This window comes from Shimazuella sp. NTD250 (assembly GCF_059510375.1).
Map to the genome: position 1 here is coordinate 26,917 of NZ_JCAJZS010000009.1, position 13,116 is coordinate 40,032.

General features: G+C 39.8%; 14 protein-coding genes. 4 read left to right on the forward strand and 10 right to left on the reverse strand.

Annotated elements, in window-relative coordinates:
* The first annotated feature begins 25 nt into the window (after positions 1-25).
* The gene (locus AC5WOF_RS17885; RefSeq protein WP_496051304.1) at positions 26-1,417 is read left to right on the forward strand and encodes a SpoVR family protein; all 1,392 of its coding nucleotides are present in this window, start codon (positions 26-28) and stop codon (positions 1,415-1,417) included.
* Between the two features lie 355 nt (positions 1,418-1,772).
* Positions 1,773-2,513, forward strand: a complete 741-nt coding sequence (locus AC5WOF_RS17890; RefSeq protein ID WP_496051305.1) for a C40 family peptidase — start codon at positions 1,773-1,775, stop codon at positions 2,511-2,513.
* Positions 2,514-2,600: 87 nt separating this feature from the next.
* Here AC5WOF_RS17890 and AC5WOF_RS17895 read toward each other — a convergent pair whose 3' ends face one another.
* The 8 genes from AC5WOF_RS17895 to AC5WOF_RS17930 all read right to left on the reverse strand — a co-directional run bounded on the left by AC5WOF_RS17895 (position 2,601) and on the right by AC5WOF_RS17930 (position 11,261).
* Entirely contained in the window at positions 2,601-4,088 is a 1,488-nt protein-coding gene (locus AC5WOF_RS17895) for a protein adenylyltransferase SelO (protein ID WP_496051306.1), read from the reverse strand.
* A gap of 151 nt (positions 4,089-4,239) precedes the next feature.
* Positions 4,240-4,713, reverse strand: a complete 474-nt coding sequence (locus AC5WOF_RS17900) for a DUF2690 domain-containing protein (RefSeq protein ID WP_496051307.1) — start codon at positions 4,711-4,713, stop codon at positions 4,240-4,242.
* Between the two features lie 166 nt (positions 4,714-4,879).
* Positions 4,880-5,341, reverse strand: coding sequence for a GNAT family N-acetyltransferase (locus AC5WOF_RS17905; protein ID WP_496051308.1), 462 nt, complete (start codon positions 5,339-5,341; stop codon positions 4,880-4,882).
* Complete coding sequence (locus AC5WOF_RS17910; RefSeq protein WP_496051309.1) at positions 5,338-6,654, reverse strand: YheC/YheD family endospore coat-associated protein; 1,317 nt, start codon at positions 6,652-6,654, stop codon at positions 5,338-5,340. The genes AC5WOF_RS17905 and AC5WOF_RS17910 overlap by 4 nt, the downstream gene beginning before the upstream one ends.
* Before the next feature lie 14 nt (positions 6,655-6,668).
* The gene (locus AC5WOF_RS17915) at positions 6,669-8,033 is read right to left on the reverse strand and encodes a YheC/YheD family endospore coat-associated protein (protein WP_496051310.1); all 1,365 of its coding nucleotides are present in this window, start codon (positions 8,031-8,033) and stop codon (positions 6,669-6,671) included.
* Positions 8,033-9,154, reverse strand: a complete 1,122-nt coding sequence (locus tag AC5WOF_RS17920) for a YheC/YheD family endospore coat-associated protein (RefSeq protein ID WP_496051311.1) — start codon at positions 9,152-9,154, stop codon at positions 8,033-8,035. The genes AC5WOF_RS17915 and AC5WOF_RS17920 overlap by 1 nt, the downstream gene beginning before the upstream one ends.
* Positions 9,151-10,548, reverse strand: coding sequence for a YheC/YheD family endospore coat-associated protein (locus tag AC5WOF_RS17925; RefSeq protein ID WP_496051312.1), 1,398 nt, complete (start codon positions 10,546-10,548; stop codon positions 9,151-9,153). The genes AC5WOF_RS17920 and AC5WOF_RS17925 overlap by 4 nt, the downstream gene beginning before the upstream one ends.
* Positions 10,549-10,817: 269 nt before the next feature.
* The gene (locus tag AC5WOF_RS17930; protein ID WP_496051313.1) at positions 10,818-11,261 is read right to left on the reverse strand and encodes a hypothetical protein; all 444 of its coding nucleotides are present in this window, start codon (positions 11,259-11,261) and stop codon (positions 10,818-10,820) included.
* A 208-nt stretch (positions 11,262-11,469) separates the two neighbouring features.
* On the opposite strand from AC5WOF_RS17930, the gene AC5WOF_RS17935 reads away from it, so the two are divergent.
* Both AC5WOF_RS17935 and AC5WOF_RS17940 read left to right on the forward strand, forming a co-directional pair.
* Positions 11,470-12,159, forward strand: a complete 690-nt coding sequence (locus AC5WOF_RS17935; RefSeq protein ID WP_496051408.1) for a metal-dependent hydrolase — start codon at positions 11,470-11,472, stop codon at positions 12,157-12,159.
* Positions 12,160-12,212: 53 nt separating this feature from the next.
* Positions 12,213-12,470 (forward strand): hypothetical protein, encoded by a 258-nt coding sequence (locus tag AC5WOF_RS17940; RefSeq protein ID WP_496051314.1) that lies wholly within the window; start codon positions 12,213-12,215, stop codon positions 12,468-12,470.
* Positions 12,471-12,499: 29 nt separating this feature from the next.
* Here the strand turns inward: AC5WOF_RS17940 and AC5WOF_RS17945 are convergent, their stop codons facing one another.
* Together AC5WOF_RS17945 and AC5WOF_RS17950 are read right to left on the reverse strand one after the other, a co-directional pair.
* The gene (locus tag AC5WOF_RS17945) at positions 12,500-12,790 is read right to left on the reverse strand and encodes a YtpI family protein (protein WP_496051315.1); all 291 of its coding nucleotides are present in this window, start codon (positions 12,788-12,790) and stop codon (positions 12,500-12,502) included.
* A gap of 84 nt (positions 12,791-12,874) precedes the next feature.
* Positions 12,875-13,075, reverse strand: coding sequence for a YtzJ family protein (locus AC5WOF_RS17950; RefSeq protein ID WP_496051316.1), 201 nt, complete (start codon positions 13,073-13,075; stop codon positions 12,875-12,877).
* Positions 13,076-13,116 lie beyond the last annotated feature (41 nt).

A 13,116-nucleotide genomic window follows, 5' to 3' on the forward strand; every position in this document is an offset into this window, starting at 1 on the left:
TAACTACAAAAAGGGGTGAGTCACGTTGAGTGAGCAAAAAGATTTGGAATACGCGATTGAGGAAATAACGGAGATTGCGACTCACTTTGGGCTTGATTTTTATCCCATGCGCTATGAGATTTGCCCAGCAGATATCATCTATACATTTGGCGCTTATGGAATGCCGACTCGTTTTTCTCACTGGAGTTTTGGTAAGGCTTTTCACAAGATGAAGCTTTCGTATGATTTTAACTTGAGTAAAATCTATGAGCTGGTGATCAACTCTAACCCCTGCTATGCTTTCTTATTAAAAGGAAATAGTCTCATTCAAAATAAACTGATTGTTGCCCACGTATTGGCACACTGCGATTTTTTCAAAAATAACTACCGTTTTTCTAAAACATCTCGGGATATGGTCGAAAGCATGTCAGCAAGTGCAGAACGGATTCGAGAATATGAACTGACTTACGGGAAAGATGAGGTAGAACAATTTTTGGATCATGTGCTTGCGGTTCAAGAACATATTAATCCCAGCATACTCGCCCCTAAACCGAGGAGGCATTCTACTAAAATAGAGGGGCAAAAAGCAACTCCTTATGATGATCTATGGAAGTTAGACGGCGAAGAAGAACCCCAAAAACCGAGCTTAACTCGGAGTTTCCCGGAAAAACCGGAGAAAGATATATTGCTTTTTATTATGAACCACAGTCGAGTACTGCAAGATTGGCATCAAGATATTTTGACGATTTTGCGAGAAGAAATGCTTTATTTTTGGCCGCAACTCGAAACGAAAATTATGAATGAAGGCTGGGCGTCCTATTGGCATATTCGCATTATGCGTGAGCTCGATTTGACAGAAGCAGAAACCATTGAATTTGCCAAGTTAAACGCATCTGTCTTACAACCGTCTACTACGTCAATCAACCCTTATTACTTGGGGTTGAAAATGCTGGAAGATATCGAGCGACGCTGGGATAATCCGACAGAAGAAGAAATCAAACTGCTGGGAAGAAAGCCCAGTCAAGGCAGAGAGAAGCTGTTTGAAGTACGGGAATTGGATTCGGATATCTCTTTTATCCGCAATTATTTAACCAAAGATTTAGTAGATAAGCTGGATATGTATGTGTTCCAAAAACAAGGGAATGATTGGAAAGTTTCCGATAAAGACTGGGAAAATGTGCGTGATCAATTGGTGACTAGCCGAGTGAATGGCGGCCATCCTGTCATCATGGTAAAAGATGGAGATTACGCCCGCAATGGGGAATTGTTTTTGCATCACTTGTATGAGGGAATGGAGCTTGATGTGAAGTATTTGGAGAAAACACTCCCCCATGTTTATGAGCTCTGGGGAAGAAATGTCCATTTGCAGACTGTGATCGATAAACGAGATGTCGTCTTTAGTTACAATGGCAAGAAATGTGTGCGCAGGTTTTTATAAAATCGGCGACGGCTCCCACTGCTGTGCAGGGGAGCCGTCTTCTCATTCAGAGAGGTCCGTCAGAACTCGGGCTGACCGGAACCGCCCTTGCTCTTGCTGTCGCCCTCCCCGGGCGTCTGGGGAGGGTTCTCCGGCGGGTCGGTGACACTGAACATGTCGTTCCTCCTGAATCCATGAGAGTACCGCTTGCCGGGTACTCTTCCTCTATAGTATATCTACTTTTATATTTATTTTCTACATATTCTAAAAGCAAATCAGTTTGTGGAGTTTACATATTTTCCCTAAAAATTTAAGGTATATCTATGTTACAATAAAATTAACTTCCGGAAGAACATGTAATCTAAAGGAGGATTTGATGCTTAATCATAAAAACATCAAAATAGGTATTGTAACATTATCCGCTATGGCCATTTCTACATTTGCATTTCCATTTGTGCAAAGTAATGCTGCTGCTGCAAGTACAAGTAGCACGATGTCGCGTGTTAACCAAATGTACTACAGTATAACTGGTAAACAAGCGCCTACTGCTCATTCAAATACAAGTTCCAGCACCAATAGTGGAAGTAGTTCTAGTAATACAGGTACCAATAATTCTACTTCTAATAACAACTCCAGTTCCAGCAACACAGGCTCTACTGGAAGCACAGGTAATACAGGTTCTACAAGTAATACAGGTTCTACTACTGATAATGGATCAACAGACCAATCAAGTAATGCTCTAGCTGACAAGATTATCGCGACTGGGGAAAAATACCTGGGCACTCCTTACCAATATGGGGCTGCATCTGGTCAGACGAAGACTTTTGATTGCTCGTCCTTTACTCAGTATGTATTTAAACAAAATGGAATCAGCTTACTTCGCAGTTCCCGTCAACAGTACACCCAAGGTACAAGTGTAGCACGTGATCAAATCAAAAAAGGAGATCTATTGTTCTTCTCTACCTCTAGCTCTGGAGGGCAAATTGCACACGTTGGTATCTACGCTGGTAATAACCAGATTCTCCACACTTGGGGATCAAAAGGTGTACAATATGAGAGTTTAGATCATGCTTGGTTAAAACAAGGTTATATTGGCGCTAAGCGCGTTATAAAATAAAGAAAAAATCCGTGAATGTTTCACGGATTTTTTTCTTATCAAGAAGAATCAGCAATCTTGAGCTGGTTCTTTGTTATATTCATTCCACTAAGTACCACAATAGGTAACATATGCTGTTGGTTGCTCAGATGGCAGGAAGTATGCTTCTTGCTCAGCAGAGTGGGCATAAGGATGGGAAAGGGCTTGGAGAAGCCGGTTCATCACATCGTAATCTTCGCTTCCTACCGCCGCTTCAAGCGCTTCTTCCACTCGATGATTGCGGGGGATCACGGCAGGATTGCTACTTTTCATCAGTACTTGTGCTGTGTCAAATGATTCTTGTTGTTTTCCAAGTCTTTCATGCCATTTTGCATACCAAGCAGTAAATTCAACCGTTTCAAACAGTGCTTGCCCCTCTATGTTGTCAAAAGTCAATGCTCGAAACGTGTTGGTGTAGTCAGCTTTATATTGCTCCATCAGTTTCAAAAGTTCTTCTATTAAAGATTGGTCTTGTGGTTCTTCTAGGAATAATCCTAATTTTTCTCTCATGCCTTTGAGCCAATAATTGCGATATAAACTTGGAAAGTTGGAAATCGCTTCTTGAGCAATTTGGATCGCTTGTTCTTGATCATCATGCAGCAAAGGCAAGAGTGTTTCTGCAAAACGGGCAAGATTCCAATTCGCGATTTTCGGCTGATTTCCATAGGCATAGCGACCTTGCATATCAATGGATGAAAATACGGTTGCTGGGTCATATATATCCATAAATGCACAGGGCCCATAATCAATCGTTTCTCCGCTGATGGTCATGTTATCTGTATTCATGACACCATGTACAAAGCCTACTAATTGCCACTTCGCGATCAATGCCGCTTGGCGGTCCATCACTTTTTGCAAAAACAAAAAGAAACGATTTTCTTCATCTTGGATTTCTGGATAATGCCTTTGTATGGTGTAATCAGTAAAAATTTGAAGCTCCTCTTTCGATCTCCGATTTGCTGCATATTGGAAGGTTCCTACACGGATGTGACTAGAAGCAACCCGAGTTAAAACTGCACCAGGCAGCTCTGTTTCTCGATAGACGGGTTCACCAGTTTTCGTTACTGCTAGACTCCGGGTGGTAGGAATACCAAGCCCGTACATAGCTTCACTGATGATGTATTCACGAAGCATAGGACCAAGTGCAGCACGTCCATCGCCACCACGTGAGTATGGTGTAATACCTGCTCCCTTCAGCTGAATGTCAAATCGCTCTTTTGACGGTGTGATTTGCTCGCTGAGCAGTACAGCTCGTCCATCCCCTAACATCGTAAAATGTCCAAATTGATGTCCTGAATATGCTTGTGCAAGCGGGATAGAACCTTCTGGAATTCGGTTTCCAACCAATTCTTGTACTCCAGTATCGCTTTCCAATTGTGCGATGTTTAGTCCAAGAGACTTTGCCAATGGTCGGTTTAGTACGATTAAATTTGGTGAGTGTACAGGAGTTGGTTGAACTTCCGTAAAAAAAATATTTGGAAGATGTGTATAACTGTTATCTAAGTTCCATCCTTTGTTTGTCATAGGAGATCCTTTCTGTTTGTTATTCGTTTTCATTACTATTTCCCTAATCATTTTTTCATCTGTTTATTATACCCATCTAAAAGGAGTTACCGTAAGGGGTGGAAGTATAGTTCTTTTTTTTGTTTTTACTAAGTAATTAAAAATAAAAACTACTGACCTTTGGTCAGTAGTAAGGGCATTACTTTTAATGAAAACTAGTAGCAGCTGTATATTTTGCTTGAGTAAAATATGCTTTTGCTCGAGCTCTGTAAGGATCTTTATCCCAGATTTGCGGGGTGTAACAAGAAGTTTGCTTATACTGAACAGCTTTGTTTCCACCTGAGGAATTACAACTCTGTTCCCAACCACGAGGATTACCACGCTGTACATACGCATTGACATAGTTATTGGTTGGAGCAGGAGAATATAGTTTGACAAAAGCCCAAGCAGTGTGGCAATAAGCGCTTCCCCTTAATTGGATGTAGCCAATTGTTTTGTTATTATGCTTAATATAAGTAGTTTCATATATAATTAGTTTTTTGGAGGCACAACCAGTCGTGTAGGGATTGGTACCGTCTTTTGGCATAGCACTCACGGATTTAGAACCAATACTGAGTGTAGAAACAAAGATAGAAAGAGCGATAATAAAGCTGAAACCAAGGTAGCTTAGCTTATTCAAAATAATTCCACCTCCTAATTTTCCTAATTCAATAGGATATTTAAATTATAATAGAAGTATTGTTATAAATATTAAAAATATATAACATTATGATGACTTTCCGATTAAATTATACAAAGTTATGAAGAGCGATAAAAAAGCACATTCTTTTTAAGAATGTGCTTTTTTATTGAATGTCATTTGGATCATAGTCTCCGCCGCCTAACCATAACGTCGGCTTACCCGTTGGTCCTTTGAATAAGGAAAACGCTCGTAATCCACAACGAAAACATAATTTCAAACTAGCTGCATTATCACATGCCACTTTTGTATATACTTTCCCTAATCTTTCTTTTGCCTCCATCAGGAGTGCTTCCCCGACTCCTTGCTTCCGATATCGAGGATGAACAGCGGTAATCGCTTCCTCGATCCCATAACGGCTGAAGATCATCACTCCAGCTAATTGTTTCTCTTCTAAAGCGACAAGTGCAATGGAACCAGGTGTGTCTTCGTTTTCGCTCGTTGTAATACGAGATAACCAACGGAGAGCCCGGTGGGTAATTCTACCTTCGCCATTTTTACGCAAAAATAAGATTATCTTCTGTCGATATGGTTGGAGGTTTGGTAATGTAAAGGTAGTTATTTTCATTCCGAAACAACCCTTCGTCGATAAGATGGAAAACCAGACAAATAGAGTGCATATTCTAATATTCTACGTAATGATCTGGCGCGAATTATCGGTTCATCGAATTTCTGTGGTTTGGCGTTTGCTTCAAAAAACCATAGTTTTCCGAGTTTATCAATACCAATATCCATCGACATTTCTCCAAGTGTTTCTCCTGTTTTTTCCTCGATTTCTTTTGCGAATGAAATGCCAAGTTGTTCTAAACGCTGCTGAAGTGTTTCCTTTTGCCGTGGGAAAGTACTAACTAATACCCGTTCTAAGCTTTCAATCCTTCCCCCCATTGGTACATGGGTTGAAATAGCTCTTTGCCCTGCAATGCGCACCCCAATTCCGGATATTTTCCAATTTGCTGTCCCATCTTTTTGCACCAACATGCGAATATCAAAGGGTCTATCTTGGTAAGTTGCGAGTTCAATAGCTTGTTGGAGAAGATAAGGTCTGTTTTTGGTGCGCTTTTTGATCTGTTCATATACTTGTGGCAGCTTAGAAATGTTTAGGCGTTGTTTTTGCTTTTTTGTTTGGTAAGTAAGGGTATATGGTCCATTTCCTTCCACTTTCATCATGCCGATACCTGCTTTTCCCTCTATCGGTTTTAGGATCAATGATGTGTGTTGGAGCATCATTTGGCGGAAAGAGGCATAGTCAGATAACTTGGTTGTAGCAGGCAGGTGAGTCTGGCAAGCCGTTGTATTCAAATCCTTGTATAGGGACCATTTATTGAAAAAATAAGGGTTAAAAATAGGCACTTTTTTTTGTTTTAAATACTTGATCGCTTGGATGACCTCGTTAGATCTTTCTTCGCTGCGATAAGGTACACGGTTATAGATGACATTTGGAAATGGCAGCAGTTTTTGGTGAAATTGTGGCCTTGGTTTCGAGTTCTGCAAGAGATAGCCATTTACAAACGATTTTTCTTCTTGAATTCCTTTTGGAGTCAAGACATATACCGTTATTCCCAGCTGTTTTCCCATTTGGATCAAATCTGCAAAATTTTGGTGGTTTCCTGCAAATGGTGTTCTGCGATCACTTGTTAAGATTGCTACAAAAGGTCCTAATTGATAGCTGCCCTGTGCTGTTTTTTTCCTTCTTACAGGTAAATGATTGATCTTCCGAAGTGGTGCCGGATGTTTTTGGACTTGAATAAGGCTTGATAGATTGTCTCCAAGTGATACATCTATTGGTTTTTGGCTCGTATTTTTGTTCGGTTTTATTGGATAGTATAGCAAAGGAGAGGAGGAAGTATTTAATTCTAACAAACCGATTTTAGGTATTTGCATGATTTTCCTCCTCCCTATACAAATTGAGCTAATTTCATGCTGTAGTCTGTGATGCATTTAGCCGATTGGCGACCGGCTTCTCGTAAACTTGGGTGATCGAAAATATGTCTTCCTGGTTTGGCATTGCATTCGAATAACCAAATTCGATCATCCTGATCAATCCCCATATCCATTCCGATCTCACCTAATGGACCATCTGCATTTTCTTCTAATACTTCTGCGATACGAATGGCCGTATCTTCCAATGATTGCAGTATTTGTTTGGACCTGTCACCGAAGTTTTTTTCAAAAAGTTGTCGGGTTGATAGTAGTGTTCCTCCAGTTCGAACATGGGTGGTAACAGAACCAACACCTGCTAATTTGCTGCCAATTCCCACTACTTTCCAATCATCCGAGCTGTCTTTGTGAATATGGACTCGAAAATCGACAGGCCGGTTTTGGATACGGATTAGTCGAATTCCTTGTTGGGCGAGATATCCTTTAAATCTTTGTTTGTTTTTGCGGAAGTAGTGAGATAAAAGGGATTCAAGTGTCGTAAATCGGTGAAGAACATTTCGTTCTCCTCCATGAAAACGACAAAAGTATCCTTTTGAAGGAGAGTAGGTAATACGGAATATTCCAAGCCCGAGACTGCCGCGAATCGGTTTTAAGTAGACCATCTCATGTTCTTCTAACATCTGTTGCAGAGTTTGAATGGAAGGAGACAAAACGGTTTCAGGGATATAATTTTTTGTTTCTTCATTCTGAAACAACCATTCGTGAACAGACCATTTATTAAAGAAGCCTTGATTAAATATTTGGCATTTGGTAAGTGATTTCAAACGACTAATACAGCTTTGTACTTGGGCTAGATTTTCCGATTTCCGATTTGGAATTCTTTCATAAATCACATCTGGGAGAGGAGACACATGTTTCATCCATTTTCCCAATCGAAAATACCAAGCTGTAACCACTTTATTTTGCCAATCGATCATTTCAGGGGTAAATACATAGATGATTGGTTTTTCACTGTCTCCAGCTTGGATAAAGCTTCGAAATAAAGATGATCTTCCTCCGAAAGGCATTGCGATATTGGCTTGGAATCCTGTAGTTAATATACCAATCACTGGTCCAAATTTAAGAGTGCGATTTTGGACGAGAACTCGCATTTTACCAGTGTGAGGTAGAGATAATTGTCTTGCTATTGAAGGCGTGAAGATAATTTTTTCTGCTGTTGTTTTGGTAGCAATGACCCTAGTGATAACAGATCGATTGCCGATCTCCACTTTGATAGACTGCCCATCAAAAAAACCAAATTGGTCACATAATGTTAAAGGCATAAAAATTGCTTTTGCAGGAGTAGTGTGTGATAGCTGCGTTTGACAGATGATTGAATTCATCAATATCCTCCTACTTTCTGGGAAAGCAGAGCTTTTGCATATTGGATAGGAAGTTCCATGGAACGTTTCCTGATCTCTTTTTCGCCCGTCCGTAGGAAGACGGAGCGACCTGGTTTGGAGTTCACTTCAATAATCCAAACATGTGCATCGCGATCGATTCCTACATCAAGTCCTAATTCCACTAACTTTCCATGCTGATTTTCGATATGTGGGGGAACAATCAAAGCTATGTTGTCAATTTGTGCATGGATAACTTCGATTTGTTCTTCATTGAAGTTATCTGCTAAAAAAGGCTCTAGCTTTTTCGCATCTCCACCCCCGTGTAAATTGGATGTGATGCTTTTTTCTTTTCCGATACGAATAGCTTTCCCTGTTGTTTCCCACTGCTGTTTTCCGTTTTTTTGTATCAATATTCGCAGATCAAAAGGAGAACTGTCTGCTGTTTGAAGTGATAAAAAGGGTTGAATCAAATATCGCGTTTTTTGAATAAATGTCTGTACCCATGCGACAAGTTGCCGCTGTGTTGGGATTTGCTTTTCAAATGGAAAGTTTGCTTTGTTTCTACCTCTGATATGATATCCATCTTGTACTTGTTCGATGGAAACTACTCCAATCCCATGACTTCCTCCGTTTGGTTTGATACAAACTTTTGGATACTGGTTTAACATGGAAAGGAAACTGCTGGGACCGTGGTAAATTTTAGTTTCTGGTAGATAGGGTTTAATTTCATCGTTAGTTTGAAGCATGTTGTAAGTCTGCATTTTTCCGCCTAGTGCTCGACCGAGAAACTGAACAGTTTTATCATGATGGATACGAAGTATATTGGCTCGATATTGTTGGAAGTGTGCTGTACTGGTGTAATAACAACGATCATAAATGACGAATGGAAGAGCTTTTGTGCCAAATTTCCACCTATTTCCTTCCACATGCCACGCTGGGACTGTTCGGCTTTCCCAATTGATGTGCAGAGGGTTAAAAATACATATTTCCAATTGATTTTGTTTTGCGATTTTGGCCAATTGAAAAAAATAGGCAGCTTCAGAAAAAGGAGGAACTTTTAACACGTTTTTTGGTGTACAGACAATGATTCCGATTGTGCGATAGAGCTTTTTGGATATCATCGTCGTCTCCTCCTCGCTGGTCTGGAACTACGAATTCCCGCTAAAAAATGGATATAATCAAATAACTTGTGTACAGATGGACGTATTTTTACTTCTTGGTTTAAGACAGTATCATCTGTTTTAGATGGTTTTGAATTAATTTCTAATAACCATATTCGCCCTTTTGTATCGAGTGCAAGGTCAATTCCTAATTCTGCAAAATGTCCGTTTGCGTGTTGTTCAAATGCGTTAGCAATCTTCATTGCCGTTTGCCTGATATCATTACTTGTTGGTTTATGCTTTAAAGCTGGGAGTTCAGCCAATACTTCATGGACTTTGCGAAGTGTTCCCCCACGAGCTAGATTGGATACAATCTGCCGATCATTTGCAATTCGAGCTACAGCAGATGTGACAGACCATTTACCCTCTTTATTTTTTTGGGTGAGGACACGAAAATCAACGGGTCGTTTATCATAAGTGATCAATGATAACCCCTGCTGGATGATATAGGGTTGTTTTTTAATACGATGGGCTAATATTTTGCCTAGTTCTAAGAAGGAATTCGTCGTTTGTGTATGTGTTCCGTTAGGTGTGGCATATTGGTAGAGATAAGTTTGATGGGATCTGCTTAGGCGGATAATTCCGCCACCAAGACTTCCATTGGTGGGTTTTAGATAAAGGCAAGGAAAATGGGTAAGCGATTCTTTTACCTTTTTTAAGCTGTATCGAATGGTTTTTGGTAGCATAGATGAAATAGATTTATCTTGCTTTAAAATATCGTGTACTTGCCACTTATCCAGAAAACGTTCATTAAACATAGGAATCTGATGATAACTAGTCAATTTTTCTAGTTTCTTTTGCACATTAACTTGTTCTTCAATTCGACGCGACGTGATTCGATTGTAAATGATATCTGGATAAGGAATTTTCGTGATGACCCATTTTCCTTTTTCTTTTACCCAAGCAGTAATCAATCGTGTTTCTAGTTCAATTTTATTTGGTTGAAAAACAGCTACCGTAGTGCCACGAGCAATGCCAGCCAGTACACATTCATCCAAAAATTTAGTGAGCGGTCCTAGGACATGTTCTTGTTTTGAGTTAGGTGTGGTGTTGATTAACACTCCAAACAATGGCCCGAATTTTAAGCTCATCGCTTTCTCATCATACTGTGCGTAAATAGAAGGTTGTGATCGCAAGTTCAATTTTTCCGCTAGTTTTTCATGGATACGCACCAAGTTACCAGAACGATTACTCAAGGAAAGATAAGCCGTATCAGCTGCATTTCCAAAAGTAACCCAAAAAGGTTGCTCTTTTATGCCAAGGGCTAGGGCCACTGAGCGACTCATGATGATATTGCTGTCATTTGTAAACTGATGCTCCGGAACAATTTGTAGCTGTATTTTTTGTAGCCCCATAAAAATCCCCTTCCCAAGCGGTAACTAATGGTATGCTATGTAGGCAAGTATCAAGGGGTGCTTAAAACGGGCTTTTTAAGTTTTAGGAGAGTGTGAAGCAAGTTTAGTGAAAAGATGATGATGAATATAAAGTTTTATCAAATTTATAATCCGAAATTAGCAAATTATATATGAGATACTACTTTGATTTAGCATATTAATATGGTAAATTTTAAAAAATAAATAATTCTATGTGAGTACTAGAAAGGATTATGATATGCTTGAACTAGTTAATCGCCACCAAGGAGCGATTGTTCTACTACTTTGTTGGTAGATTCATGAAAGGTAACATGATGAACGTTATTGACACGTACCTGACCGATGCTGCCAAGCTGTACCGGAACTATGTCTCCCGGGAAGATCTCTCCACTGATGCAACTCTGGTCAACTTCCGGATCTTCCCACTCCTGTTTGACGGGAAGTTGGAAGAGGCATATGACCTGATGAAGCAGATCAACAGCGACTCGCTCCGTGAGGAGCTTCAGTGTGAACTGTTGGAGCTCATGATCAAGGCCATGTCGGAATCCTGCCGGTCCCTCAATGACTTCTACAAGAGTGAAGCGAGCGAATTTGCTCTCTGGTTCGTGAAGAAGGATTTGGATCGAAAGGAGTTCCTTGTCCGCGAGCTGATTCTCAAGGAGATTTGGAGGGGTAACCCGACGATGTCGTTCCATTGGACGATTATTTTCGGGTTCTCTCAGGAGAAGCTGAATGCAACGGTTCGTGGCGCGATATGCCGTTTGGTTGAGGCATTCTGAACCAAACGGTGTGCTTCGGCTGGGGAAGGATAGCAATATCTTGACCCAGCCGAATCCATTTATTAGGATAGGTACAAGACTGCATCTTGAGGATGTAGTTTTTTTAATAGGGAGGGCAATACCGATGAAAATCACTTATCATGGACAATCCTGCATCGAGATACATACAAATGAATTCAGCTTGATTATCGATCCATTTTTAACAGGAAATCCTTTAGCTGATATCTCAGCTGATCAGGTAAAGGTTGACTATATTTTATTGACACATGGACACGGGGATCACCTCGGAGACACGATCCCGATTGCCAAAAAAAATAATGCTAAAGTGATTGCACCTGTGGAACTCGCTACATGGTTGTCTTGGCAAGGACTAGACACATATGGGATGAACATTGGTGGAAGCCATGATTTCCCATTTGGCCGAGTAAAGCTAACATTAGCTCACCACAGTTCTTCTTTTGAGGATTATGAAAAGAAAGAGATTATTTATTTAGGTAATCCTGCTGGTATTTTACTTCAAATAGAAGGAAAGACCATCTATCATGCTGGGGATACGTCTTTGTTTTCGGATATGAAATTAATAGGTATGCAAAGCGACATCGATTTCGCATTTTTGCCGATCGGAGATTATTTTACAATGGGTCCAGAGGATGCTTTGATTGCAGCAGAGTGGATTGATGCCAAACAAGTAATACCAATCCATTACAATACTTTTCCTGTAATTGAACAAGATGCTTCCAAATTTATTACCAACCTTCGGTATAAAGGTTTATCTGGAGTAGTATTACAGCCAGGTGAATCCATAGACGGATAAGCTCGTCTATTTTACCATCATCTTTCATATAGTAGAAAAAGGTGGTGGAGAGTATGCAGTTTTTTACTTTGACAAAAATTTTCGGTGGAATAGGTTTAATTATCTTTGCTGTCCCTCGGTTAGAATGGGATACACAGTTACAAATTTTATTTTCCAGTATCTGGGTTTTATTTACGCTATTTTATGTCATTGCCAACTGGAATGCATGGAAACAGACGGCTAAAAAGTTACAAAGACAAAAGGAGTATCAGTGGAGACAAAATTGGCTGCAACATAAGAGGAAACAACGAGGCTTGGGAAAATCATATTAAAAAAGTACAGGAGAATATTCCCTGTACTTTTATTTTTGTTGCATTTGTTGATTCGCATGGCGTTTCATTTTAAAGGAATAGTATACATTTACGACACCAATCAGTAAGATAAGAGTTGTGAATATTTTTCCAAGTATAGGAAGTTTAAAGGTGAAGAGATGGATGGATAAGGCTGCAAATAAAATTCCCATACTTAAATTCATATAGCTTCTAGAAAGGAGAGCATTTGCTCCCTTTCGTCGCGAAACAATGCTAAAATAGATAGTACTACAAAATGTCAGGATCATGATGACGATGAGAATTAATGTTAGTGTTACCATGAATTCCTCCAATTAAAGGCGTGAAGAAACGCCGCCATCTTTCAATGGGGCGTTATTTATCTTCACTCTAATAGTGAGTTTGCTTTACGAATTGTTATCTTCTAAACGCTCTTCGGGGATAAACCAACATCCAATTGGCGTACGGTCGATGAGTACTTTTTTTCCAAGGTTGGAAAGTTCTTTTTCAATGTAATTTGCTACTTCTTCGGTTTCTGTATAAACAGAGTATCCATTCTTTAGTTTTTCCAACTTTTCCCTCGCAAGCCGCTTACGACTTATAATCATAATTTGGTTCCCCCTTTCCAAGATTTATATACTAATATCAT

Excerpts from the sequence above, each read along its gene's own strand:
- AC5WOF_RS17915 (WP_496051310.1), bottom strand. The coding sequence starts at position 8,033 with ATGAATTCAATCATCTGTCAAACGCAGCTATCACACACTACTCCTGCA.
- AC5WOF_RS17935 (WP_496051408.1), top strand. The coding sequence starts at position 11,470 with ATGAAAATCACTTATCATGGACAATCCTGCATCGAGATACATACAAAT.
- AC5WOF_RS17890 (WP_496051305.1), top strand. The coding sequence starts at position 1,773 with ATGCTTAATCATAAAAACATCAAAATAGGTATTGTAACATTATCCGCT.
- AC5WOF_RS17950 (WP_496051316.1), bottom strand. The coding sequence starts at position 13,075 with ATGATTATAAGTCGTAAGCGGCTTGCGAGGGAAAAGTTGGAAAAACTA.
- AC5WOF_RS17945 (WP_496051315.1), bottom strand. The coding sequence starts at position 12,790 with ATGGTAACACTAACATTAATTCTCATCGTCATCATGATCCTGACATTT.
- AC5WOF_RS17920 (WP_496051311.1), bottom strand. The coding sequence starts at position 9,154 with ATGATATCCAAAAAGCTCTATCGCACAATCGGAATCATTGTCTGTACA.
- AC5WOF_RS17930 (WP_496051313.1), bottom strand. The coding sequence starts at position 11,261 with ATGGAACGACATCGTCGGGTTACCCCTCCAAATCTCCTTGAGAATCAG.
- AC5WOF_RS17905 (WP_496051308.1), bottom strand. The coding sequence starts at position 5,341 with ATGAAAATAACTACCTTTACATTACCAAACCTCCAACCATATCGACAG.
- AC5WOF_RS17940 (WP_496051314.1), top strand. The coding sequence starts at position 12,213 with ATGCAGTTTTTTACTTTGACAAAAATTTTCGGTGGAATAGGTTTAATT.
- AC5WOF_RS17910 (WP_496051309.1), bottom strand. The coding sequence starts at position 6,654 with ATGCAAATACCTAAAATCGGTTTGTTAGAATTAAATACTTCCTCCTCT.
- AC5WOF_RS17925 (WP_496051312.1), bottom strand. The coding sequence starts at position 10,548 with ATGGGGCTACAAAAAATACAGCTACAAATTGTTCCGGAGCATCAGTTT.
- AC5WOF_RS17895 (WP_496051306.1), bottom strand. The coding sequence starts at position 4,088 with ATGAAAACGAATAACAAACAGAAAGGATCTCCTATGACAAACAAAGGA.